Source organism: Haemophilus parainfluenzae (genome assembly GCF_003253005.1).
Taxonomy (GTDB): Bacteria; Pseudomonadota; Gammaproteobacteria; order Enterobacterales; family Pasteurellaceae; genus Haemophilus_D; species Haemophilus_D parainfluenzae_M.
Genome location: NZ_QEPZ01000003.1, coordinates 1 through 25,075 on the forward strand (window position 1 = coordinate 1; position 25,075 = coordinate 25,075).

26 protein-coding genes are annotated in these 25,075 nt (G+C 39.9%); 9 read left to right on the forward strand and 17 right to left on the reverse strand.

Going from position 1 to position 25,075, the window contains the following annotated elements:
- Nucleotides 1–105, forward strand: a 105-nt coding sequence (locus DPV97_RS04355; RefSeq protein ID WP_114989575.1) for a 50S ribosomal protein L19, incomplete at its 5' end; no start/stop codon positions are given.
- A 45-nt stretch (nt 106–150) separates the two neighbouring features.
- Here the strand turns inward: DPV97_RS04355 and mnmA are convergent.
- The 10 genes from mnmA to DPV97_RS04405 form a co-directional block, all read right to left on the reverse strand.
- Nucleotides 151–1,305 carry a tRNA 2-thiouridine(34) synthase MnmA gene (mnmA, locus tag DPV97_RS04360; protein ID WP_111382901.1) on the reverse strand — a complete coding sequence of 385 codons (1,155 nt, stop codon included), beginning with the start codon at nt 1,303–1,305 and terminating at the stop codon, nt 151–153.
- Between the two features lie 100 nt (nt 1,306–1,405).
- Entirely contained in the window at nt 1,406–1,666 is a 261-nt protein-coding gene (gene nqrM, locus DPV97_RS04365) for a (Na+)-NQR maturation NqrM (RefSeq protein ID WP_005695380.1), read from the reverse strand.
- Nucleotides 1,667–1,668: 2 nt separating this feature from the next.
- Entirely contained in the window at nt 1,669–2,709 is a 1,041-nt protein-coding gene (locus tag DPV97_RS04370) for an FAD:protein FMN transferase (protein WP_005695379.1), read from the reverse strand.
- A 144-nt stretch (nt 2,710–2,853) separates the two neighbouring features.
- Complete coding sequence (nqrF, locus tag DPV97_RS04375) at nt 2,854–4,089, reverse strand: NADH:ubiquinone reductase (Na(+)-transporting) subunit F (RefSeq protein ID WP_070714893.1); 1,236 nt, start codon at nt 4,087–4,089, stop codon at nt 2,854–2,856.
- A 10-nt stretch (nt 4,090–4,099) separates the two neighbouring features.
- The gene (gene nqrE / locus DPV97_RS04380) at nt 4,100–4,696 is read right to left on the reverse strand and encodes an NADH:ubiquinone reductase (Na(+)-transporting) subunit E (protein WP_070714890.1); all 597 of its coding nucleotides are present in this window, start codon (nt 4,694–4,696) and stop codon (nt 4,100–4,102) included.
- A 3-nt stretch (nt 4,697–4,699) separates the two neighbouring features.
- Nucleotides 4,700–5,329, reverse strand: a complete 630-nt coding sequence (locus DPV97_RS04385) for an NADH:ubiquinone reductase (Na(+)-transporting) subunit D (RefSeq protein ID WP_005695375.1) — start codon at nt 5,327–5,329, stop codon at nt 4,700–4,702.
- The gene (locus DPV97_RS04390) at nt 5,329–6,120 is read right to left on the reverse strand and encodes a Na(+)-translocating NADH-quinone reductase subunit C (protein WP_070714887.1); all 792 of its coding nucleotides are present in this window, start codon (nt 6,118–6,120) and stop codon (nt 5,329–5,331) included. Before DPV97_RS04390 ends, DPV97_RS04385 begins: the two co-directional genes overlap by 1 nt.
- Nucleotides 6,113–7,348 (reverse strand): NADH:ubiquinone reductase (Na(+)-transporting) subunit B, encoded by a 1,236-nt coding sequence (locus DPV97_RS04395; RefSeq protein WP_070714885.1) that lies wholly within the window; start codon nt 7,346–7,348, stop codon nt 6,113–6,115. Before DPV97_RS04395 ends, DPV97_RS04390 begins: the two co-directional genes overlap by 8 nt.
- A 2-nt stretch (nt 7,349–7,350) precedes the next feature.
- Complete coding sequence (locus tag DPV97_RS04400; RefSeq protein WP_049383262.1) at nt 7,351–8,694, reverse strand: Na(+)-translocating NADH-quinone reductase subunit A; 1,344 nt, start codon at nt 8,692–8,694, stop codon at nt 7,351–7,353.
- A gap of 397 nt (nt 8,695–9,091) precedes the next feature.
- Nucleotides 9,092–9,403: a BolA family protein gene (locus DPV97_RS04405; protein ID WP_070714881.1), complete on the reverse strand. Its 312-nt coding sequence runs from the start codon at nt 9,401–9,403 to the stop codon at nt 9,092–9,094.
- A gap of 84 nt (nt 9,404–9,487) precedes the next feature.
- Here DPV97_RS04405 and DPV97_RS04410 point away from each other — a divergent pair, with 84 nt between their 5' ends.
- From DPV97_RS04410 to holA, 7 genes are all read left to right on the forward strand, one after another.
- Entirely contained in the window at nt 9,488–10,087 is a 600-nt protein-coding gene (locus DPV97_RS04410) for a YajG family lipoprotein (RefSeq protein WP_070714880.1), read from the forward strand.
- A gap of 312 nt (nt 10,088–10,399) precedes the next feature.
- Complete coding sequence (gene corA, locus DPV97_RS04415; RefSeq protein WP_049358016.1) at nt 10,400–11,347, forward strand: magnesium/cobalt transporter CorA; 948 nt, start codon at nt 10,400–10,402, stop codon at nt 11,345–11,347.
- Nucleotides 11,347–11,892: a YggT family protein gene (locus DPV97_RS04420; protein ID WP_049358015.1), complete on the forward strand. Its 546-nt coding sequence runs from the start codon at nt 11,347–11,349 to the stop codon at nt 11,890–11,892. Before corA ends, DPV97_RS04420 begins: the two co-directional genes overlap by 1 nt.
- Before the next feature lie 78 nt (nt 11,893–11,970).
- Nucleotides 11,971–12,258 carry a DUF167 family protein YggU gene (yggU, locus tag DPV97_RS04425; RefSeq protein WP_049358014.1) on the forward strand — a complete coding sequence of 96 codons (288 nt, stop codon included), beginning with the start codon at nt 11,971–11,973 and terminating at the stop codon, nt 12,256–12,258.
- 118 nt (nt 12,259–12,376) lie between these two features.
- Nucleotides 12,377–14,965 (forward strand): leucine--tRNA ligase, encoded by a 2,589-nt coding sequence (leuS, locus tag DPV97_RS04430; protein ID WP_070714878.1) that lies wholly within the window; start codon nt 12,377–12,379, stop codon nt 14,963–14,965.
- 87 nt (nt 14,966–15,052) lie between these two features.
- On the forward strand, nt 15,053–15,556 hold the full coding sequence (locus DPV97_RS04435) for an LPS-assembly lipoprotein LptE (protein WP_005695362.1): 504 nt from the start codon (nt 15,053–15,055) through the stop codon (nt 15,554–15,556).
- On the forward strand, nt 15,556–16,593 hold the full coding sequence (gene holA / locus DPV97_RS04440) for a DNA polymerase III subunit delta (RefSeq protein ID WP_070714877.1): 1,038 nt from the start codon (nt 15,556–15,558) through the stop codon (nt 16,591–16,593). The genes DPV97_RS04435 and holA overlap by 1 nt, the downstream gene beginning before the upstream one ends.
- A gap of 30 nt (nt 16,594–16,623) precedes the next feature.
- Here holA and DPV97_RS04445 read toward each other — a convergent pair whose 3' ends face one another.
- The 4 genes from DPV97_RS04445 to secM all read right to left on the reverse strand — a co-directional run bounded on the left by DPV97_RS04445 (nt 16,624) and on the right by secM (nt 21,890).
- Nucleotides 16,624–18,288, reverse strand: a complete 1,665-nt coding sequence (locus DPV97_RS04445) for a sulfatase-like hydrolase/transferase (RefSeq protein ID WP_070714874.1) — start codon at nt 18,286–18,288, stop codon at nt 16,624–16,626.
- A 22-nt stretch (nt 18,289–18,310) separates the two neighbouring features.
- Complete coding sequence (gene mutT / locus DPV97_RS04450) at nt 18,311–18,715, reverse strand: 8-oxo-dGTP diphosphatase MutT (protein WP_070714872.1); 405 nt, start codon at nt 18,713–18,715, stop codon at nt 18,311–18,313.
- 87 nt (nt 18,716–18,802) lie between these two features.
- The gene (secA, locus tag DPV97_RS04455) at nt 18,803–21,499 is read right to left on the reverse strand and encodes a preprotein translocase subunit SecA (protein ID WP_070714870.1); all 2,697 of its coding nucleotides are present in this window, start codon (nt 21,497–21,499) and stop codon (nt 18,803–18,805) included.
- A 73-nt stretch (nt 21,500–21,572) separates the two neighbouring features.
- Nucleotides 21,573–21,890 (reverse strand): secA translation cis-regulator SecM, encoded by a 318-nt coding sequence (secM, locus tag DPV97_RS04460; protein ID WP_014064170.1) that lies wholly within the window; start codon nt 21,888–21,890, stop codon nt 21,573–21,575.
- Between the two features lie 72 nt (nt 21,891–21,962).
- Between secM and DPV97_RS04465 the strand changes: the two genes are divergently transcribed.
- Entirely contained in the window at nt 21,963–22,283 is a 321-nt protein-coding gene (locus tag DPV97_RS04465; RefSeq protein ID WP_049375781.1) for a DciA family protein, read from the forward strand.
- Nucleotide 22,284: 1 nt separating this feature from the next.
- On the opposite strand, the gene DPV97_RS04470 is transcribed toward DPV97_RS04465, so the two are convergent.
- The 3 genes from DPV97_RS04470 to aroK are packed head-to-tail and all read right to left on the reverse strand — an operon-like array spanning nt 22,285 to nt 24,794.
- On the reverse strand, nt 22,285–23,139 hold the full coding sequence (locus DPV97_RS04470) for a Dam family site-specific DNA-(adenine-N6)-methyltransferase (RefSeq protein ID WP_070714868.1): 855 nt from the start codon (nt 23,137–23,139) through the stop codon (nt 22,285–22,287).
- 14 nt (nt 23,140–23,153) lie between these two features.
- On the reverse strand, nt 23,154–24,242 hold the full coding sequence (aroB, locus tag DPV97_RS04475; RefSeq protein WP_070714866.1) for a 3-dehydroquinate synthase: 1,089 nt from the start codon (nt 24,240–24,242) through the stop codon (nt 23,154–23,156).
- A 9-nt stretch (nt 24,243–24,251) separates the two neighbouring features.
- On the reverse strand, nt 24,252–24,794 hold the full coding sequence (aroK, locus tag DPV97_RS04480) for a shikimate kinase AroK (RefSeq protein ID WP_005695353.1): 543 nt from the start codon (nt 24,792–24,794) through the stop codon (nt 24,252–24,254).
- Between the last annotated feature and the right edge of the window lie 281 nt (nt 24,795–25,075).

Here is a 25,075-nt window from a genome sequence, read left to right on the forward strand (position 1 = left end):
TCTATCGCTGTTAAACGTAAAGGTGCAGTACGTAAAGCTAAACTTTACTACTTACGTGAACGTTCAGGTAAATCTGCTCGTATTAAAGAGCGTTTGGGCGAATAATTTCGCAAAGAAAAAGGCTTGGGATCCCAAGCCTTTTTTGTTAGGTTATTTAATCCGTTCTTCGATAATCCCACCGCCCAAACAAATTTCACCAAGGTAAAATACGGCAGATTGTCCTGGTGTGACGGCTGATTGAGGTTCATCGAAAATCACTCGAATAGTTTCATCATCAATCGGTTTAATCACACAAGGAATATCTTGTTGGCGATAACGTGTTTTAACCGTGCAACGTACTAATTCACGAATTGGCTCGCGATCAACCCAATGTAATTGGCTAGCAATCAAACCTTTTGAAAATAAACGAGGATGGTCATGCCCCTGAGCGACAATAAGCTCATTATTTTCAACATCCTTATCTACCACATACCAAGCCTCATCACCCGCATTTTTTAAACCACCAATGCCTAACCCTTTACGCTGTCCCAACGTGTGATACATCAAACCATCATGGCGACCAATAATTTCACCATCAACAGTACGAATATCACCAGGTTGAGCCGGTAAGTAACGAGCTAAGAAATCCTTAAATTTACGCTCACCAATAAAACAAATACCGGTAGAGTCTTTTTTCTTCGCCGTAATTAAGCCAAGCTCTTCAGCAATAGCGCGAACAATGGGCTTCTCAATTTCACCAACGGGGAATAAACTTTGTCCTACTTGTTTATGGCTTAAGGTATAAAGAAAATAACTTTGATCTTTATTAGCATCTAAACCACGTAATAATTTTGCATTTTCATCATCACCAGCCCTACGTACATAATGCCCTGTTGCAATGTAATGAGCACCAAGATCTTCAGCTGCATATTCTAAAAATGCTTTAAATTTAATTTCTTTATTACACAAAATATCTGGGTTCGGCGTGCGCCCTGCTTTATATTCAGTTAAAAAATGCTCAAATACATTATCCCAATATTCTGCAGCAAAATTAATTTTATGTAGTTTAATCCCCAACTTATCACATACAGCCTGAGCATCTGCAAGATCAGCTGCTGCAGTGCAGTAATCCGTATCATCATCTTCTTCCCAGTTTTTCATAAACAGGCCTTCCACCTGATAGCCTTGCTGTTGAAGAATAAAAGCTGACACAGAAGAATCCACTCCGCCAGACATACCACAAATGGCTTTTTTTGTTGCATTTCTCGCAAGCTGTTCTTGCGTCAATTGAGGAAAGTATTGATTATAAGTATTTGAAATTAACATAGTTCTCCCGTAACTTCGGTTAAGACGAAGCACATTGGTCATTGAATGAGAAAACGGCAAAATAATTTTGCACATAAAGTGCGGTCATTTTTGATGCAAGTTATTTCACTTCATAAAATTGCGAATCACCATCTTTTTTCGCAAATTTTTGCTCATATTCGGCTTTTGCTTGTTTATCGCCCGCATCTAATTTTGATTGAAGCGTGTCGCAAGGTTTATCACAATCACAAGCTTTGGCAATACCAAGGGTAGATAAACCACCGCAGCTGCCTTTTAAACTTTGTTTTTTGATAATAAATCCGATAGACATCAACAATATAATTGCGACGAAAGCGATTAAAGTAAAAAATAAAGTTTGCATAACTATTCTTTTGTTTCTGTTAATTTTTTGAAAGCAGAGGATGATTTTGTCACAAAACCATTATCTGTTTTAATGATTAAATAAACGGCAAGATTATTTTTCTCAGCCACTTCTAACGCCTTGTCTTCACCAAGCACAAATAACCCTGTTGATAAGCCATCTGCAGTCATTGAAGTTGGTGCAAGTACCGTAATTGAAGCTAAATGATGCTGAATTGGATAACCTGTTTTCGGATCAATTTCATGAGCAAAGCGTTTACCATTTTCTTCAAAGTAAATTCGATAATCGCCAGAACTTGCCATTCCCATATTGTCTAATCCAATGACAGCTTCAACCGCTCTTTCACCTGTTGTAGTTGGTTTTTCAATTGCGATCTGCCAAGGTTTGCCTTCAATATTTTTTCCTTTCGCACGAATTTCTCCGCCGATTTCAACCATGTAATTCTGAGCATTTAATTGTTCTAACTTTTCAGCGACCAGATCAACGCCAAAGCCTTTAGCAATCGAGGACAAATCGACATAAACTTGAGGAAGTGCTTTGCTTAATGTCGGTTTGGCAGCACTCATATCGAGGGCAATTTTATCAATACCAACCCAAGCTTGGCGTTCAGCTAATTGTTCTGGTGTAGGTTGTTTTTCTGGACGTTTTTCCGGGCCAAATCCCCATAAATTAACGACAGGGCCAACAGTTACATCCAATGCACCTTCAGTCACTTTATTTAAACGAATCGCTTCGGCCAATACTTTGGCAAAATCTGCTGAAATCTCAATCGGTGTATTCACTTGGGTATTTTGATTGAAACGACTCAATTCCGAATCTTTTTTGTAAGTGGACATTTTCGCGTTCACATCTTTTAAGATAGCTTCAATTTCTTCATGCGTCTTTTCAGATGTTGCTTTCATTGAGCCTTCATCAAGGTATTTAACATGATAAGTTGTTCCCATTGTTTTACCACTTAATGAGATAACTTTTGTTTCTTTTTCACAGGCTGCAAGACTTAATGCCATTGCCACCGCCACGATACCGCTTATTAATTTTTTCATCTGGATTTCCTAAATCTGTGAACTACTAGCAAACTAAACAAAATTTACCTGTAATCATAGAAAATTTTCTAAAAACACCTTAAATTTTGACCGCACTTCATCACAAAGTGCGGTCAGTTTTCATGATGTTTTGATTAACTAAAATCAACCACCGAAGTCATCTAGTAAGATGTTTTCATCTTCAACACCGAGGTCTTTCAACATTTTGATTACCGCAGCGTTCATCACCGGAGGTCCACACATGTAGTATTCACAATCTTCTGGTGCTTCATGATTTTTCAAGTAGTTTTCATAAAGTACGTTGTGAATAAAGCCAGTGTAACCTGTCCAGTTATCTTCTGGTAACGGATCAGATAATGCCACGTGCCATGTAAAGTTAGGATTTTCGGCTTGAAGCTGATCAAAATCTTCTACATAGAACATTTCACGTTTAGAGCGTGCACCATACCAGAATGACATTTTACGTTTAGAGTGTAAACGTTTTAATTGGTCAAAGATATGAGAACGCATTGGTGCCATACCTGCACCACCACCGATGAAGACCATCTCATTATCGGTTTCTTTCGCGAAGAATTCACCAAATGGACCAGAAATTGTCACTTTATCACCTGGTTTTAATGACCAAATGTAAGAAGACATTTGACCTGGAGGTGCATCAGGCTGACGTGGTGGAGGCGTCGCAATACGCACATTAAGCATAATGATACCTTTCTCTTCTGGATATGAGGCCATAGAGTAAGCACGGATAATATGCTCATCCACTTTAGAGACATAACGCCATAAATCATATTTATCCCAGTCTTCGTGGTATTCTTCAGGAATATCGAAATCTTTATAGTTCACCACATGTGGATCAGCTTCGATTTGGATATAACCACCTGCACGGAAAGGTACTTCTTCGCCTTCAGGAATCGCTAATTTAAGCTCTTTAATAAAGGTGGCTTTGTTATCGTTAGAAATAACGGTACATTCCCATTTTTTCACGCCGAAAATTTCTTCTGGAAGTTCAACGTCCATATTGCCTTTTACATTCACTTGGCAAGCTAAACGATATCCTTCTTTTGCTTCACGTTTATTAATATGAGAAAGCTCAGTTGGGAGAATTTCACCACCGCCACTTTTTACTTTCACAATACATTGGCCACAAGAGCCACCGCCACCACAAGCAGAAGAAACGAAGATACCTTTACTTGCTAAAGCACCAAGTAATTTGCCGCCAGCTGGTAAAGTGATCGCTTTTTCAGGATCATCATTAATAGAAATGGTGATGTCACCAGAATCCACTAATTTTGATTTAGCGAATAAAATAATTGCAACGAGCACTAAAAGGATAACCGTAAATGCCGCAACACCTAATAATAAAATTGAAGATTCGCTCATTTATGCCTCCTTATAACTGAATTCCAGAGAATGACATAAAGCCAAGCGCCATCAAGCCTGCAGTAATAAAGGTAATCCCTAATCCTTTTAAGCCTGCCGGTACATCGGCATATTTCATTTTTTCGGTTAAGCCTGCAAGTGCAACGATTGCTAACATCCAACCTAACCCTGCACCCACACCATAAACTGCAGATTCTGCAAAAGTGTATTCACGTTGTACAGCAAAAGATACACCACCAAAGATCGCACAGTTTACAGCAATAAGTGGAAGGAAAATACCTAATGCGTTATAAAGTGCTGGGAAGAATTTATCTAAAGCCATTTCAAGTAATTGAACAAGACCCGCAATAATCCCGATAAAGGTAATAAAGTTTAAAAACTCAAGACTTACACCTTCTACCAATGCGCCATCTTTTAATACATGTTCGTATACAAATTGGTTCGCAGGCACCGCAATACCAAGTACCACTGTTACCGCAACACCAAGGCCAAACGCCGTAGAAACTTTCTTAGAAACTGCAAGGAAAGTACACATCCCTAAGAAGAAAGAAAGCGCCATGTTTTCAATGAAGATCGCCTTCACGAATAGGCTAATATAATGTTCCATTGATTATTTCTCCTGTTGCTCAGGTTTCCACGTTCTTAAGCCCCAAATAACGAAGCCGATAATAAAGAACGCACTTGGTGCAAGAAGGAATAAACCATTTGGTTGATACCAACCGCCATCTTGAATCGTTTGGAATACAGGGAAACCAAATAAACGACCAGAACCGATTAATTCACGTAATGTGGCGACAATTAATAAGATCGCACCATAACCTAAACCATTACCGATACCATCAACAAAGCTTTCTAGCGGAGGTGATTTCATCGCAAACGCTTCTGCACGACCCATTACAATACAGTTTGTAATGATAAGGCCAACGAATACAGAAAGCTGTTTAGATAAACCATAGGCATAAGCTTTTAATACTTGGTCAACCAAGATTACTAAAGATGCGATAATCGCCAGTTGCACAATGATACGGATACTATTTGGAATATAGTTACGAATCAATGAAATGAACAAACTGGAGAAACCGGTTACCAAACTTACCGCAATCGCCATAACGATTGCTGTTTGTAATTGGGTCGTTACCGCTAATGCAGAACAGATACCCAAAATTTGTAAGGCAATCGGGTTATTTTTAACAATAGGATCGAATAAAAGACCTTTTAAGTTTACTTTTGCATCAGCCATTATTTGATTTCTCCTGCTTTAAATTTCGCTAAGAATGGACCAAAGCCATTTTGGCTGAACCAATAATCAAATGAACCTTGAACACCGTTACTGGTTAAAGTTGCACCTGATAAACCATCTACACCGTACTCTTTATCTGCAGCAGAGCTACCTTTGTAGATTTTGAATTTTTGGTTACCTTGCTCATCGAATAATTTTTTATCGACAAACTGTGCTTGCCAACGAGGGTTCGCTATTTCGCCCCCAAGACCGGCTGTTTCACCTTGATCATAGTAAGTAATACCTTTGATGGTATTCGCATCTGGTGCAACAGAAACAAAACCATACATGGTTGACCATAAACCACGGCCATACATTGGTAATACAACTTGGGTTACATTGCCTTGCTCATCTTTTACAAGATAAACACGCGCTTGGTTTGCACGGATCTTGATCCCTGCTTTATCTGCCTCAGTTGGGATAGCTTGACTTTTAGCTGGATCTTTAACGGCATCTTTAGGTTCAAATTTATTAATTTCTTCTGCTGAAGCTTGAACGTAATCACCACTTTGCAAATCCACTAAACGTGGTTCAATAAATTTGCTGTAAGTGTCTTTAATTACTGATGCATTATCTTCTTTCATTAATCCGGCAACAGTTAAAATGTTACGTTGAACGTCGAGTGCTTTTTGTTCATCTTGTTTGGATTTTAATGCTACTGCAGCACCAGAAACCACGATAGAACACACTAAACTTAGCAACACAACAACGGTAACTGTACCGCTAACGCTATCTTTATTAAATTTAGCCATTTGTTCTTGCTCTCCGACGTTTGATATTTGCTTGAACCACGATGTAGTCGAAAATTGGTGCAAATAAGTTTGCAAATAAAATCGCTAACATCATCCCTTCTGGATAAGCTGGGTTCACTGTACGAATTAATACCGCCATCACGCCAATTAACGCACCGTACCACCATTTACCCGTGTTGGTAAATGAAGCTGATACTGGGTCGGTTGCCATGAAGATCATACCAAGTGCAAAACCACCTAATACAAAGTGCCAATGCCAAGGCATTGAGAACATTTGGTTAGAATCAGAACCGATTAAGTTGAATAGGGTTGCTGTGCCAATCATACCGATCATGACACCAGCCATAATGCGCCAAGAAGCAATACGGGTGAATACAATTAACGCACCACCGATTAATAATGCAAGAGTTGAAACCTCACCCATTGAACCAGGAATATTACCGATGAATGCATCCATCCAAGTAATAGGTTGACCGGTTACCGTGTGTTGTAATGCGGCTTGACCACCTTGAGACCATTGTGAAAGTGCGGTTGCACCAGAGAAACCATCTGCAGCAGTCCATACTAAGTCACCGGAAATTTGCGCCGGATAAGCAAAGAATAAGAATGCACGACCAGCAAGCGCAGGGTTCATAAAGTTACGACCTACACCACCGAAGAGTTCTTTCGCTACCACGATACCAAAACTGATACCTAGTGCAGCCTGCCATAATGGCAATGTTGGTGGAACGATTAACGCAAATAAAATAGTTGAAACGAACATTCCTTCATTTACTTCATGGCCACGTACTACTGAGAATAATAATTCCCAAATTGTACAAACGGTAAATACCACTAAGTAAATTGGTAAGAAGAAGATCGCCCCTAACGCCATTTTTGAGCCCCAAGTTGCATTATTGGTTAAGTCTAAACCTAATGAACTTGCAAACGCATAGTGCCAATCGTTAGCAATTAATTGATCTAAATTGCCTAATTGATTTAAAGCTGGAATCGCTTGGTTACCCACATTGTACATCCCGTAGAAAATCGCAGGGAACAACGCAAGGAAAACCGTAATCATCATACGTTTTGAGTCTAACGCATCACGAACGTGTGTGTTTTTGTGCGTTACCGTACCTGGTGTATAAAGCAAGGTATAAATCGATTCAAAGATCGGATAAAGCTTGCTGTATTTACCGCCTGGTAAAAACGCGGGTTCCATTTTTTCAAAAAGATTTTTTAAACCCATTTTTAACCTTCCTTCTCAATCTTATCCAATACTTGACGCAAGATTGAACCGTATTCATATTTGCCCGGGCAAACGAAAGAACATAATGCTAAGTCTTCTTCATCTAATTCAAGACAACCTAACGCTTGTGAACCATCGGTATCGCCCACGATTAAATCACGTAATAATAATGTCGGTAAAATATCCAACGGCATCACGCGCTCATAGCTACCGATTGGTACCATTGCACGCTCACCACCATTTTCTGCGGTAGTGAAGTTGAATAATTTTTTACCAAAGTGACCCAATACGGTACGGGTAATCGAATATTTGTTCGATTGCGGTGTGATCCAACCTAAGAACTCTTTCTCATTACCTTCTGCAATCACAGACACTTGTAATGCATAACGACCTAAATAATCGTGAGCGTCTTTTGCAGTTTGACCACAAAGTACTGAACCAGAAATCACACGGTTATTACCGTCTTTTAACTCACCTGCCGTTAATTGAGAAAGGTTGGCACCGATTACTGTGCGAACTAAACGAGGCTCTTTCACTTGCGGACCCGCAAGAGAAACAACACGTTCTACATAAAGTTCACCCGTAGTGAATAATTTACCTACAGCAATCACATCTTGGTAATTGATGTGCCATACGGTTTTATGAACACCAACCGGATCGATAAAGTGGATATGTGTACCCACTAAGCCTGCAGGATGAACACCACCAAAATCATGTACTTTTAGGTTAGCTAAATCCACGGTTGGGATATTGCTATCGCCAGCTTTACATAGATTTAATGGTTTATTTGGGAATAGACGACTTAATACTGTTAAACCGTCAATAAAATCTTGCCAATGCTCTTTTGACACCACCTCTGGATTTGCTGCCAAAGGATTGGTATCCATCGCATTTACAAACAGAGAAGAGGGTTCTGCATCTAAGGAAGGCACTTTGCTGAACGGACGGGTGCGGAACGCTGTCCACAAACCGGATTCAACGAGGTTTTGTTTAACTTGTTCAGAAGAAAGTGTATTAAGTTCATCTGCGTTATATTTAGTGAAAGTAACTTGCTCGTCACCTTGGACATCAATAACAACAGATTGTAATACACGTTTTTCGCCACGATTAATTGCAATGATAGTACCACTTGCAGGAGCTGTAAAAACCACACCAGGATTTTTCTTGTCTTCAAAAAGTACTTGGCCTTTTTTCACGACATCGCCTTCGCGCACCTTCATAGAAGGACGCATACCCACATACTCTTCACCAAGAATCGCAACCTGATTCACAGCGTTACCGCTATGGATTACTTGTGCTGGTTTTCCTGCAATAGGAAGATCCAAGCCTTTTTTGATTGTAATCATACTGTTTGCACTACTTTTCTAGGTTAAAAACACGATTGCAATCAAAGCATATGCTCTAAAAGCAATCTCGCGATTGAGCGTGCCAGAAAATACTTTGAGATCAAAGTATTATTAACTGACACATAAAGTTAAAAACTCAAATCTGTTTAATTTCTCGACGAGCAAGTAATCACTTACATGTCTAGAAATGGAAATTCGAAAATTAAAAGCACCTCATTCTATCGAAAAATGAGCTTTTATTCCACTTTAAGCCTCTATTTTTGTGAAATATTTGTGAACTTTTTAAACAGATATTTATCTGGAGCAAAAATAAATCTCCATCAAAAATAAGAAGAGAGAAGACTTATCGCCTTCTCTCTTCTCATGAAAATCGAATATGGGGAACGTAAGGAAATACTTACTGTCCAACACCAAGACAGCTTGGTGATTTTGGAAATGTTTCACCTAGGCTTTCCCATTCGCTTTTTGTATAAAGATGAAGCGCTAATGCATGAATGCCATTTTTTAAATCATCAGCAAAAAGTTGGTAAAGTTTTTGGTGGCGTTGCACCTTGCGTATGCCTTCAAAAGCATCGCTGACAATCACTAATTTAAAATGAGAATCAGCCCCTCGACCGGAACTGTGCATATGGCTTTCATTTTCCACGGTGACAAAGTGCGGTTGAAATTCGGATTGAATTCTCTCTAATAATTCTTGCTGTTTTGACATAGATAAACTCCCTAACTTTTTGCTATACATTCAGTGTTAAGTTTGTAAGAATAACACAAATTAACCTAATTCAATGAGGAAATTATGAAAGTAACAAACAAAATCAAAGCATTATCAACAATGACGTTGGCCGCTGCGACATTATTTTTAGCCGGTTGCCAAGCGCAATCTAATACCTTAACTTTTACCCCGCAATCACCAACTGCATCAATGAATATTAACCAATCAGCAGTGGTAACAGTCAATACTCGCGATTCTCGTCCACAACAAGAAATTGCAACTTATACTAAATCAGGTGAGCTGATTAAATTAAACACATCACCAAGCGTTACTCAACTTTTCCAACAAGTGATGCAACAAAATTTAGTTAGCAAAGGTTTCCGTATTGGACAAGCGAATAATGCAAATGCTGGCGTAACTGTTGATGTAAAAGAATTCAACGCTAAAGTTGAGCAAGGTAATTTACGTTATACCTTAAACAGCAAAATTCAAGCGGTTGTTTATGTACAAGGTCCACGCGGACAATACAACAAAACCTTTAATGCAACCCGTTCACAGTCTGGCGCATTTAATGCGGGCAATGATGAAATCCAAAAAGTGTTAGGCGAAACCTTCAAAGATATTGTTAATAATATTTATCAAGATCAAGAAGTTACTAACGCAATTAATCAATATACCAATTAATTAAAAGTGCCGTGTCCTTTTCAATAATCACTTGACGAATACGCCTTTCAAGCGTAACATTCGACCGATTTTTTAACGAGAAGGACACACACTTTGGACAGTCATAGTCGATACCGAATATCGCGTTAGACTCTCGCCTCTTATCAGCGAGAGCTCGCTGGTAATCAATTTACCTTTCTTCGGCATCTTTTATCGAACGAACCCCATTTTAAAACATACAAAAATTTGACCGCACTTTTCTCTAGTGCCAATTTCGTTTGATCTTTTTTTGTTCACAGTTGGATCTTCATAATCCCAAAAGGAGTATGACCAATGATTAACGCTTTTGCCATTAACGATTCCCGCTTGCTTCGTATTGATGACGAACCAGCCGATCTCAGCTCTGCCATTTGGTTAGATTTGCTGGAGCCGACAGGGGAAGAACGTGAAATGTTGCAAGAAGGCTTAGGACAAAGTCTCGCCTCATTCCTCGAATTGGAAGATATCGAAGCGTCCGCACGTTTCTTCGAAGACGAAGATGGCTTGCACTTGCACTCATTCTTCTATTGTGAAGACGAAGAAAACTACGCTGACCTCGCAAGCGTAGCATTTACTATTCGTGATGGTCGTTTATTCACCCTGCGTGATCGTGAATTACCGGCATTCCGTTTATATCGTATGCGTTCCCGTAGCCAACGCTTATTGGAATGCAATGCGTATGAAGTCTTACTCGACTTATTTGAGACCAAAATTGAGCAATTAGCCGATGTTATCGAAAACGTTTATGCGGATTTAGAAAAATTAAGTCGCGTGATTTTAAACGGTACGCAAGATGAAGCTTTCAATGAAGCCTTAAATACCCTAACAGAACAAGAAGATACCAGTTCTAAAGTGCGTTTGTGTTTGATGGATACACAACGTGCATTGGGTTTCTTGGTGCGTAAAACTCGCTTACCGCCAAATCAGTTAGAACAAGCACGAGAAATCTTACGAGATATCGAATCATTGCAACCGCATAATGAATCATTGTTCCAAAAAGTAAACTTTTTAATGCAGGCGGCAATGGGTTATATTAATATCGAGCAGAATAAAATCATGAAATTCTTCTCGGTGGTGTCGGTGATGTTCCTACCGGCAACACTTGTGGCATCTACTTACGGGATGAACTTTGAATTTATGCCAGAGATCCATTTTAAATATGGTTACCCAATGGCTATTGGATTAATGATTGGTGCGGCGCTTACGCCTTATATCTATTTTAAACGGAAAGGTTGGTTATAATGGAAATTTCCCAAACTGCATTATTTTTAGGATCGATTATCGATCTGTATTGTTTAGTGTTAATTTTACGCGTATGGCTCCCCTTAGCGAACGTGGATTATTACAATCCTATTTCTCAATTTACGCTGAAATTAACCCAGCCAGTTATTGCCCCATTGCGTAAAGTTTTTCCTGTGGTGAAAAAAGTGGAAACTACTGCACTGGTTTTAGTCTTCTTGCTTTGCGGATTGAAATCGGTTCTGTTTGGCGGGTTAAATCTCAACTACTTCCTACTATTGGGCATATTAGGGCTGATTAAAAATATCGGTATAGCCATTTTCTATGTGTTAATCGCTGGCGCAATTTTAAGTTGGTTTAATCGTGGCAATAACCCTGCATTCTATGCGTTATATCAACTTACTGAGCCATTATTAAAACCAATTAAACGTATTTTACCAACTGTGGGCGCGATTGATTTTTCACCGATGGTTATCGCCATTATTCTGTTATTTTTGAATAATCTCTTTTACGACTACTTCCAGGTTTTATGGGCTATCGCCGCTTAAAGTGCGGTCAAAAATAACATTATTTTTTCGGGCTGGATCTTCCAGCCCTTATTGTAAATGTGGTGAGTAAATTTAGTTATGTCAGCAATCGAACAAACACCTGAAGGACTACGTCTTAAAATCATTCTGCAACCCAAAGCCAGTAAAGATCAAATTGTGGGATTGCATGATGATGAACTCAAAATCACGATTAGCGCACCACCTGTTGATGGTCAAGCAAATACTCACTTGCTGAAATTTTTGAGTAAAGCATTCAAAGTACCTAAAAGCTCGATAGTTCTTGAAAAAGGTGAATTAAACCGACATAAACAAGTTTGGATTCCTTCGCCTAAATTAATTCCATCTGAAATTCAAAATCTCTTATAAAATCAGCAAAAAAATCACCGCACTTTCTACCAATTTTCCCTGTTTTACGCTATCCTATATCACATTTTACAAATCAAAACATGCCGCAAAGTGCGGTCAAAATTTAAGGTGATTTTCTATGCAACAACATTACCGTCCCGATTTGATTGAACCTGCAGTTCAACAATATTGGGCTGAAAATAAAGTCTTCAAAGCAATCAAAGATACGTCTAAAGAAAAGTATTACTGCCTTTCAATGTTCCCTTACCCATCTGGTCGTTTACACATGGGCCACGTGCGTAACTACACTATCGGTGATGTGGTTTCTCGTTATCAACGTATGAACGGCAAAAATGTGTTACAGCCGATTGGTTGGGATGCATTTGGTTTACCGGCTGAAGGGGCTGCAATTAAAAATAAAACTGCACCCGCAAAATGGACTTACGAAAACATCGAATACATGAAAAACCAACTCAAAATGTTGGGCTTTGGTTATGACTGGGATCGCGAAATTGCGACCTGCCGTCCAGAATACTACAAATGGGAACAATGGTTCTTCACTGAGCTTTACAAAAAAGGCTTAGTGTACAAAAAAAACTCAACCGTAAACTGGTGTCCGAACGATGTAACTGTGTTGGCGAACGAACAAGTGCACGACGGTTGTTGTTGGCGTTGTGATACTCCAGTAGAACAAAAAGAGATCCCTCAATGGTTTATTAAAATCACTGATTATGCAGAACAATTATTAGGTGGATTAGACCAACTTCCACAATGGCCAGACATGGTAAAAACCATGCAACGCAACTGGATTGGCCGTTCTGAAGGGGTAGAAATTACTTTTGATGTGGCAGATACCGCAGAAAAAGTTGCGGTTTATACCACCCGCCCAGATACTTTCTATGGTGTGAGCTATTTAGGTATCGCAGCTGCTCACCCATTAGCAGAATTAGCAGCAGAAAAAAATCCTCAATTGGCTGAATTCATCCGTGAAGCAAAAAATGCCAAAGTGGCAGAAGCAGACCTTGCTACTATGGAGAAAAAAGGGATGGCAACCGGCTTATTCGCTATTCATCCATTAACCGGTGAAAAATTACCAATTTGGGTCGCAAACTTTGTATTAATGCATTACGGTACTGGCGCAGTCATGGCAGTTCCAGCACATGACCAACGCGACTTTGAATTTGCTCAAAAATACAATTTGCCAATTAAACAGGTAATCGCACCGCTTGCAGATGAAGAAATTGATTTAACCAAACAAGCTTTTGTTGAACACGGTAAATTAGTGAACTCTGCTGAGTTTGATGGTTTAGATTTTGATGCTGCATTCAACGGTATTGCGGACAAATTAGAAAAATTAGGCATGGGCAAACGCCAAGTTAATTATCGTTTACGTGACTGGGGCGTTTCCCGTCAACGTTATTGGGGTGCACCAATTCCAATGCTCACCTTACCAAACGGTGAAACCATACCGGCACCAATCGAAGATTTACCGATTATTCTGCCGGAAGATGTGGTCATGGATGGTGTGAAAAGTCCAATTAAAGCCGATCCAAATTGGGCGAAAACCACTTTCAACGGAGAACCTGCGTTAAAAGAAACCGATACTTTTGATACCTTTATGGAATCGTCCTGGTACTACGCACGTTACACCTCACCAAGCTATGCTGAAGGCATGTTGGATAAAGATGAAGCCAACTACTGGTTGCCGGTGGATCAATATATCGGCGGTATCGAGCACGCGACAATGCACTTGCTCTACTTCCGTTTCTTCCACAAATTATTGCGTGATGCAGGTTTCGTAACGAGCGATGAGCCAGCACAAAAATTATTATGCCAAGGCATGGTATTAGCTGATGCGTTCTACTACACCAGCCCGACTAACGAGCGTATTTGGGTAAGCCCAACGCAAGTGACCCTTGAGCGTGATGAAAAAGGTCGTATCATCAAAGCCACTGATCCGGAAGGCCGTGAATTGGTTCATACGGGTATGACCAAAATGTCGAAATCCAAAAACAACGGTATCGACCCACAAGAGATGGTGGAAAAATACGGTGCAGATACTGTGCGTCTCTTCATGATGTTCGCGTCTCCTGCAGAAATGACACTTGAATGGCAAGAATCTGGTGTTGAAGGTGCGAAACGTTTCTTAGGCCGTGTATGGAATTTGGTGTATGAATACAGTCAAAATCCTGCAAAAACTGCTTTAGATATGACCGCACTTTCAGCTGACCAAAAAGCACTTCGCCGTGATGTGCATAAAACGATCGCGAAAGTGAGCGATGATATTGGTCGCCGCCAGACTTTCAATACCGCTATTGCAGCAGTGATGGAGTTAATGAATAAATTGACCCGTGCGCCATTAGAAAATGAACAAGATCGTGCTGTGATGGCAGAAGCATTAAGCGCAGTCGTGCGTATGCTTTACCCAATCACACCACATATCTGCTTTGAGTTATGGAAAGCTTTAGGTAACGAAAGCAACATCGACCATGCAGAATGGGTGAAAGCTGATGAAGCGGCGATGGTAGAAGATGAAAAACTTATCGTGGTTCAAGTCAACGGTAAAGTACGTGGTAAAGTGACTGTCGCAGCTGATGCGGATGAAGAAACCGTGAAAACGGTTGCATTTGCAGATGAAAATGTGAAGAAATTTACTGACAATACACAAATCGTGAAAGTGATTTATGTACCAGGTAAGTTATTAAATGTGGTGGTTAAACCGCAATAATCCATAAAATAACCGCATTTTATTCCAAGAGTTGCATAAACGACTCTTAAACAAAATAAAGTGCGGTGAATTTTACAGGTAATTTTTATGATGAAATCAATCAAAACGATCTGCTTTGTTGGGGCTACTGTCTTTTTAACGGCTTGTGGTTGGCACTTCGATAATGGTGCGGCTGTTCCTGCAGAATTAAAAACAATGGCTCTTGAAAGTAGCGACCCATACAGTGAAATGTCAATGGCAATGCGTAAGCAACTGCTTAGCAACAACGTAAACCTTGTTCCTGCAAAACAAGGTGTGCCAGTGTTGCGTTTAAATAAACAGACTTCAAGCGATAAAGTCGCATCTGTCTTTAAACAAGGCCGTGAAGCAGAAAAAGTACTGACTCTTGATGTTGAAGCAAGTGTACGTTTGGCAAACGGAGAAACCTATCCAATCTCTGCAAAAATCAACCGTACTTTCTTTGATAACTCACGTGCTGCATTAGCAAAATCAGCTGAACGTGATGTGATTTGGAATGATATGCGTGAACAAGCGGCTCGCCAATTAATTAATAAAATGGCCGCCTTGCAACATCAAGTTCAAGGAAAATAATGAACCGCATTTTTCCTGAGCAACTGGCCTCTAACCTGAACAGCCATTTAGCGAAAGTCTATTTTTTGGTTGGGACAGATCCCCTGTTGCTCAGTGAAAGTGAAGACCTCATTCATCAAGCCGCCCTTCTTCAAGGTTTTGATGAAAAAAATCAAATCACTATAGATACTAATACTGACTGGCCTGCATTAATCGAGGCCAGCCAGTCTATGGGACTCTTCTTTAATAAGCAAATTTTCATTCTCAATTTACCCGAAAATTTGACCGCACTTTTGCAGAGAAACCTTCTGCAATTTATCAGTGGATTAAATGAAGATAGCTTGCTTGTTCTCACCTTGCCTAAATTGTCTAAAGCAGCCGAAAAACAAGAGTGGTTTATTCAGGCGAATCAACTTGATCCGCAATCAGTTATAGTGAACTGCCAAACACCGAATTCAGAACAGCTTTCTCGTTGGGTGAAGCATCGTACAAAAAATATGGGATTATCAGCTGATGAGGAAGCCATTCAACTACTTTGTTACAGCTATGAAAATAATCTACTGGCATTGAAACAAGCATTACAGCTTTTAGATTTGCTTTATCCTGATCACAAACTTACGTATAACCGCGTTAAATCAGTGGTAGAACAATCTTCTGTCTTTACCCCTTTCCAATGGGTTGATGCATTGTTATCAGGCAAAGCAAACCGCTCAAAGCGGATTTTGCGTGGTTTACAGGCTGAAGATGTGCAGCCCGTTATTTTGTTGCGTACTTTACAGCGTGAACTGCTCACGTTGTTAGAATTAACCAAACCACAGCTGCGTAATCCCTCTCTTAACACGAGTTTGCCTACACAGACACTCAAAGCGGATTTTGATCGCCTTAAAATTTGGCAAAGTCGTCGTCCTCTTTATACAGCGGCAATACAACGACTCACCTATCAAAAGCTCTTTGAAATATTGCAAGAATTAGCAGATATTGAGCGCATAACCAAACAAGAATATGGTCAAGACGTGTGGGTAAAATTGGCAGACTTATCGGTTAAATTTTGCTTATAAAAAAATCTCGGCGTTAACCGAGATTTTTTATTATTGCGCAATTTTTAAATCTTGATACAGATAATTTCGATAGCTATTCACTAAATCCACATCCTCTGCATCTTCGAGCTTACCTTGGCTTAGCTGACGCATCGCGATATTCGCTCGCATAAAGTCATCTTTCGGTGATAAACCTGCCACATCAAGTAATACACCACCAACAAAGGCTAAATCTAAGAAATCTTGCTGTTGAACAAAGTCAGTCTTACGATTAGTTCTAACGACAAATTGAGTCACATAATCTGGATTTACAAAATTACCTTTCTTCGGTGGAAGCTGATTATCAAAAGCGACTTGGTGATCACCAAAATAACCGAATACATAAGGTGTTTCACGTGCTTTCAAATAATCATTCAAGCCTTCGATTGCCTCATTAAGGCTAGTAATGCGATCAATATAATCATTTAGGCAGGAAATCGCTTTTCCCCCTAAACGTTTACTCGCCAAATTAAAATGGTTTGGCATATTTGTGTTGTAAGGGCCGTGCTCTTTCATCGTGAGCACATAGACAAACATAGGCTGTTTCACATTTTCCAATGATGGATGCTGTTTCTGCAGAATCAGCTTAGTGTAATACATCATCTCTTCACTGGTAATGTGCCAGAGATTTTTGCTGATTGATGCTGGATAGCCTAAATCTTGTGGTTGCAACATCAAATCAAAACCAAAGTGGTCATAAGCAGGTTTTGCATTGTAGTTACCTTTCGTAAAAGGCGATAACGCCACACAAAAATAGCCTTGCTCACGAAGATTTTTAATAAAACCCGTCTGTAAGTGTGGCACAACCGAATAAAACACCCCACTTGCCAAAGCACCAAAATCGGTTGAAGGCACCCCTGCAAGAAAAGCAAATTCAGATTTCCACGTTGCACCGCCCACCGTATGTACGCGCAATGGACTTACAAATGCGGTATCTTCTTGCTTATTAAACATCGAAAATGGCGGGATGGTTTCTGCATCAAAATCAAATTGATGCGGATTCAAGGTTGATTCTTGTAGACACACCACAATATCGGGCTTTTCTGCACTTTCAGTTTTGCTCTCTGCCTTTTCACTTAAAAGTGCGGTCAGTTTTTCTTTAAATTTTTGGCTATCGCCTTCAAATTCTGGCACTTTAAAGAATACGCCTCGACAAGACATAGGCAGGTTTAAGAAAACATCTCGACCATCATCAGGCAATGAATCCAACCAGACTTTTGTCGCATCCGGATCTTTAGAATAATGCCACATTAAACCAAAGCTTGTTGCTGCGAGTATTGCTGCAAATAAGCGAAATCCAGTAGAGGCAGTTTCAACATCCGACCAACCAAAGATAGCATAACCCAACAGACCCAATAGCCCCAACACGCCGAAAATCGCCCCTTTATAATGTAAAAGGGTTTCCCAATTTCGCCAGTCTGTCACAAGCCAAAAATCTGAAATGAGTAAAGGCTGTTTGTAGTAATGAATTTTCATTCGATGGAATAACATCAACACCACAAAAAGTACGGACGCAAAATTCAATCCGCGTTGCCATTGACCGGTTATCGCAAACATTGAACTAAACAATAAGACGAATAATGCAATCGCAAAAAAATATGTCCAACGATAGTGCGAATTGACGATAAAAATCACCGTCGCAATAAAAAATAAACTCAGAAAAATACTTGGAATCATAGTAAATAAATTTGATTAAATGTTATTTGACACTTTCAGCCACTAAACGCTGAATCAGCTTTGAATTGGCTGGGGGGAATTGCCCTGCATCAAGCTCACTTTGTTCAAGCCAAAAACCTTCCTGACCTTCTCGACCAAACGGCTCGCCAATCCATTCAGTGACCAGATAAAAACTAAAATCTAAAATTTTGGTTGGATATTCAAATTGAAAACGTTCGTACAGTTCAGCATTTAAAATATGAATGCCAATCTCTTCTTCCAATTCTCTTTTTAAGGCTTCTTCAGGGGTTTCACCTGCATCAACTTTACCACCTGGAAATTCTAATGCCTGTGCAAAATCTTGCCCTTCTAAACGCTGGGTCAAATATAGCTGCCCAAATTCATTACGAATAATCCCTGCCGCAACTTGAATGATAGGCTTACTCATCATTTTTCCTTATCTCAAAAGTAGAAAGAGCGGTCATTTTTAGCGGTGTTTTAAAACACGCAAAAATTTAACCGCTCTTTTCCTTAACTAAGCATATCGGGCTTTATTGCCGTGACAATGCTTGTATTTTTTACCTGACCCACAAGGACAAGGTTCATTACGTCCAATATGGCGATCTGAATAGTCCTCGCTTTGAGCTTGCTCTGTGTTTTCGCCTAAAGGATGATGCGTTTGAGCTTCACGCTCAGCCATTGCTTGACGTGCACGTTCTGCTTCTTCCATCTCTTCCTGCGTACGTACTTTCACACGAGTGAGTGTCGTAATCACATGATGTTTTAAAGAATCTAACATTTCAGTAAACATACGGAAAGATTCTTTTTTGTACTCTTGTTTTGGATCTTTTTGCGCATAACCACGTAAATGGATACCTTGACGTAAATAATCCATTGCAGCCAAGTGCTCTTTCCAGAGTTCATCAAGGGTTTGTAACATCACGCCTTTTTCGAAATGACGCATAGTTTCTTCACCCGCAAGCGCTTCTTTCGCTTTGTATTCATCTTCCGCTTCTTGAATAATGCGCTCACGCAAGTTTTCTTCGTGAAGATTATTATTTTCTTCTAACCAATGTTCAATTGGTAACTCAAGGCCAAACTCTTGCGCTAAACGCTCTTCTAAGCCTTTAATATCCCATTGTTCTTCCAACGATTGCGGTGGAATATACTGGTCAATCACATCATTAAATACATCGCTGCGGATTGCTTTAATAGTCTCTGAAATATCATCATTATCGAGCAAGTAATTACGTTGTTCGTAAATCGCATGACGTTGGTCATTAGCCACATCATCATATTCAAGCAAGTTTTTACGACCATCAAAGTGGAACGCTTCTACTTTCGCTTGCGCCGATGCGATCACTTTAGCAAGTAGCTTAGACTCCATCGCTTCGCCTGGTTGAGTGAAGGCTTTACGCATCATATTTAATTTACCTTCATTCAGATAAATACGCATTAAGCCATCTTCTAAAGAAAGGTAGAAACGTGAAGAACCAGGGTCACCTTGACGACCTGAACGACCACGCAACTGGTTATCAATACGACGGGATTCATGACGTTCTGTCCCGATAATATGTAAACCACCGGCTTGCATCACGATCTCGTGATTTTTCTCCCACTCAGCTTTGATTGCCTCAATTTGCTCTGGTGTTGGATTATCCAATTTTGCTACTTGAGCTTTCCAGTTACCACCTAGGATAATATCGGTACCACGACCTGCCATATTGGTTGCAATAGTTACTGCACCTGGTGCCCCCGCTTCAGCAACGATTTCCGCTTCTTGTGCGTGGAATTTTGCATTCAACACATTGTGTTTGATACCCGCTTTATCTAACGCTTGAGAAAGCATTTCAGATTTTTCAACAGATACTGTACCCACTAGAACTGGTTGATTGCGAGCAACGCAGTCTTTGATATCCTCAATAATTGCATTGAATTTGTATTCTTCATTCTCAAACATGACGTCCGTACGGTCATCACGAATCATTGGACGATTTGTTGGGATGACGACAGTTTCTAAACCATAAATTTGTTGAAATTCAAAGGCTTCGGTATCTGCTGTACCTGTCATACCCGCTAATTTGTCATAAAGACGGAAGTAGTTTTGGTAAGAAATAGAGGCAACAGTTTGGTTTTCGCTCTTAATCTCTACCCCTTCTTTCGCTTCGATCGCTTGGTGTAAACCATCAGACCAACGACGCCCAGCCATTGTACGACCAGTATGCTCATCCACGATCACGATCTCGCCATCTTTCACGATATAGTCTACATCGCGCTCAAATAAGGTGTTTGCACGTAATGCCGCCATAACGTGGTGTAACAACACAATACGCGCTGGTGAATAAAGGGAATCACCTTCTGGCATTAAACCTTGTGCGATTAGCCACTCTTCTACTTTTTCTTGACCGCGTTCAGTTAAATACGCTTGTTTGGTTTTAAGATCTAAGGTGTAATCGCCTTCACCGGTATATTCTTCCGTATCTTCTTTTTCTTGCTTAATTAAATTCGGAATTAATTTATTTACCGCAATATAAAGCTCAGAACTGTCTTCCGCTTGACCCGAAATAATCAACGGCGTACGTGCTTCATCGATTAAGATAGAGTCCACCTCATCCACTAAAGCATAGCCTAAATGACGTTGGAAACGTTCTTCTTTGGAATGCGCTAAGTTATCACGAAGATAATCGAAACCTAATTCGCTGTTTGTCGCGTATGTAATATCTGCCGCATAAGCTTCACGTTTTGCTTCAGGCGGTAAGCCAGGGATATTCACCCCAACAGTCATACCTAAAAATTCAAATAATGGACGATTGGTATCCGCGTCACGACGTGCCAAGTAATCATTCACTGTCACAACATGTACGCCTTTACCCTCCAACGCCATCAAATAGCAAGGTAAGGTTGCGGTTAAGGTTTTACCTTCACCCGTACGCATCTCAGCGATACAACGGTTTGTTAGCACCATACCACCAATTAATTGCACATCGAAATGACGCATACCGAGTACACGTTTACCCGCTTCACGCACGGTAGCAAACGCTTCAGGTAAAAGTTGTTGTAAGGTTTCACCGTTAGCTAAACGGCTACGGAACTCATCAGTTTTTGCTCTTAATTCATCATCACTCAATGCTTCAAAAGCCGGCTCCATTTTGTTGATTTTCGCAACTTGTTTTCTTAATTTACGTAAAATACGATCGTTACGGCTACCAAAAATTTTTGTTAAAAAACTCATAATTTCTCTTTCAAATAAAAAATAAAAAGGATCATCCGATTAAAAAATCGGTTCGTTCAAAGATAAAAGAAAATTAAATGATGGCTGGGCCGGCACGAATAGGGGCAAAAACAGGGAATTCTGCCGCAATAAAGTGCGGTTGAATTTTTTCGTGTTTTTGATTGGAATGGGTTTTGTGATTTGTTGGCTGAGGTTGAACCTGCAATGCTTGACGAATTTCACGTACCGCAATCAACATATGTTGTTCAGATGATGTTTGGTAATTTTCGCCGCTCATATTTGATGAAGGCTGAGCCTCCAATCCCTGAGCGACAGGCAAAGCAAAAATCGCAATCATGCTTAACAGCAACTGCGACCAGAAATTTGTTTTACCTTTGTTTGATTTCATCATCTTATTGTCTCTGACAAAATTTGTGTGTATTGTATCGGAAATTCAACGTAAAGTCATTATTGGGGTATTTTTGTGGAAAACAAGCATGAGCGTTATCAAAAAGCCATGAATATTATTGATGTGCTAGAAGGATCACAATTTGCCAAAATCATGCAGAAAGGGTTAATGTTGAATGAACTGAACCAAAACATCAGTCGCCTTTTCCCACAAGAATTCAAAGGGCTCTTCCGTTTAGGCTCCATTACAGATGGGAAACTCTTTATCGAAGTCAAAAGTGCGGTCGTTCGCCAAGGGATTTTATTTCGCCAACGCGAATTACTCACTGCAATTCAACCAACTTATCCCGAAGTAAAAGGCTTTGAGATTAAAATCAATCCAGAATTAACCTGCTAAGCTAACCTTTAAAGATGGCAATTAATTCTTTTACTTTAACTCGTTTTTCTGAAGATTGGCTAATTGAGCGCTGTACTTTAACGCGTTTAAATTTTGCCCCTTTGTAAATCTCACGTGTGAATTTTGTATCGTGGTTAGAAATCACGACGGAAATTTGCTTTTCTTTTTGCGCTTTCTTTGCACATTCCGCTAAATTCTTTTGATGTTCAAGGCCAAAAGCATTCCCCGCATATCCAGTAAAATTGGTATCTTGTGGAAGCGGTGCATAAGGCGGATCACAATAGATCACACTGTGTTTATCCGCTAATTCAAACGTCTGTTGAAAATCGGCACATAAAAAGACCGCACTTTGTGCTTTATGGGCGAAATAGCGTAATTCATCTTCTGGGAAATAATGGGTTTTATAAGCCCCAAATGGCACATTGAACTCATTTTTACTGTTATATCGGCACAAGCCGTTAAACCCAAAGCGATTCAAATAAAGGAACAACACGGAGCGCTCAAAAGGATCGGTTGATTGATTAAAGGCATCTCGCTGGGCGTAATAATAGCCAGCTGTATTCGCATTTTCAGCGAAGAAAATTGGCTTACAAGCCTCAATATAGGCATCCACATTGTCTTTGACGATATTAAACAAGTTAATCAAATCAGGATTAATATCCGCCAAAATATAACGTTCAAAGTGAGAATTTAAAAAAACAGCGCCCGCGCCGACAAAAGGTTCAATTAAACACTGTTTTCTTTTAGGAAAAACTCGATTGAGATCGTCCGTTAAACGAAATTTACCGCCCGCCCATTTTAAAAACGGGCGGTGTTTAATTCGAGGTTTCGTTTTGTTATTTTTCGGACGCAACATGAGAGCAATGACAGTTAGTCATGTTGTGTGCAACGCTCAATCGCGTTTAGCACAAGAGATTTGTCAGTATCAGTTGCCACGTGGGCTTGTCCAAGCGCTTTTAACAACACAAGACGCAACTTGCCTGCCAGCACTTTTTTATCACGCATCATGTGCGGTAAATAATCGTCTGGTTGCATAGTATCAGGCGAAACGGTCGGTAAATTAGCACGCGCTAAAAGTTTTTCTAAACGTGCAACATCTTCAAAAGAAAGATCGCCTAATTGTTCAGATAACACCGCAGCCATCATAGTTCCTGCTGCAACAGCTTCACCATGTAACCAGTTTCCGTAACCTAAATGTGTTTCGATCGCATGTCCAAAAGTATGGCCGAGATTTAATAATGCACGATCACCTTTTTCAGTTTCATCGCGCGCAACGACATCCGCTTTAATTTGGCAACAACGCGCAATACAATGCTGAAGTGAACTTTGATTTAACGCAACTAATTCATCAATATGTGCTTCAAGCCATTCGAAAAAGGCATAATCTAAAATTGCCCCATATTTAATGACTTCCGCAAGTCCCGCATTCACTTCACGTTTTGGCAAGGTATTGAGTGTAAGGGTGTCAATAATCACCGTAGAAGGTTGATAAAACGCCCCAATCATATTTTTGCCTAACTCATGATTAACGGCAGTTTTGCCACCAACAGAAGAATCCACTTGGGCTAATAATGTGGTAGGAATTTGAATAAAACGCACACCACGCTGATAACTTGCTGCTGCAAAACCTGCCACATCACCAATCACACCACCACCTAATGCAATAATGGTGGTATCTCGCCCATGATTATGCTTTAAAAGTGCGGTAAAAATGAGGTTTAAAGACTCTAACGTTTTATATTTTTCGCCATCAGGCAATAATACCGATTCAACCTGACAACCTATTTTTTCTAACGTTTCTGTAACAGGCTCAAGATAATATTGTGCGACGGTTGGATTAGTCACGATCATCACCTTATCCCCTTTTTTCAGCGGATAACAGGTTTCATCTTTAAGTAACCCTTCGCCAATATAAATAGGATAACGACGTTCTTTTAATTCAACATTTACGCACAACATTTTAAATCCTTAAAGTGAACTGTTTAAGCCGTTTAGATTATCAATTAAATCAACAATTTGATTAACCATTACTTTGGCATTTTGCTCATCTGTTGGTAAGGTGATATCAGCAATTTCTTCGTATAACGGATTGCGTACTTTGGCTAAATCTTCCAACACTTGGCGTGGATCATCTGTCCCTTGTAATAAAGGACGTTTTTTATCACGTTGCGTACGTTGATATTGTTTATCTACTGAGGTTTCTAAATAAATTACAATGCCACGAGCAGAAAGATAATTACGATTCTCTTTTGACATCACTGCTCCACCACCAGTGGAAAGCACAACGCCTTGTAATTGGGTTAATTCATTGATAATACGCTCTTCACGCTTACGAAAGCCTTCTTCGCCTTCTAAATCAAAAATCCAGCTAATGTCTGCTCCCGCACGTTCCTCAATTACTGCATCTGAATCGACAAAATCCATATTCAATTGTTGCGCAAGCTGACGGCCAATGGTGCTTTTACCCGCGCCCATCGGACCCACTAAAAAAATATTACGTTTTTCAGCCATTGTTATTCTTCTAACTTAAATAATGTTCAAATTAATCTTTCCTAATAAAAACTGGCCACCTGAAAAAATGGCAGCCCGAAAGATCACCCAAAAAATAATGAAGATTATCGCAATAAATCCCCCTATGTTTCAACCTTTAGCGGGAATTTATTTTAAGAAGCGCAAAAGTGCGGTCAGTTTTTGAGGGATTTTAATGAATGATAAAGTCAAATAGAGCATCGAGATAAAGCATCCTAAAATTTAACCGCACTTTACAAACAAAAAAGGCTATTCAAGCGAAT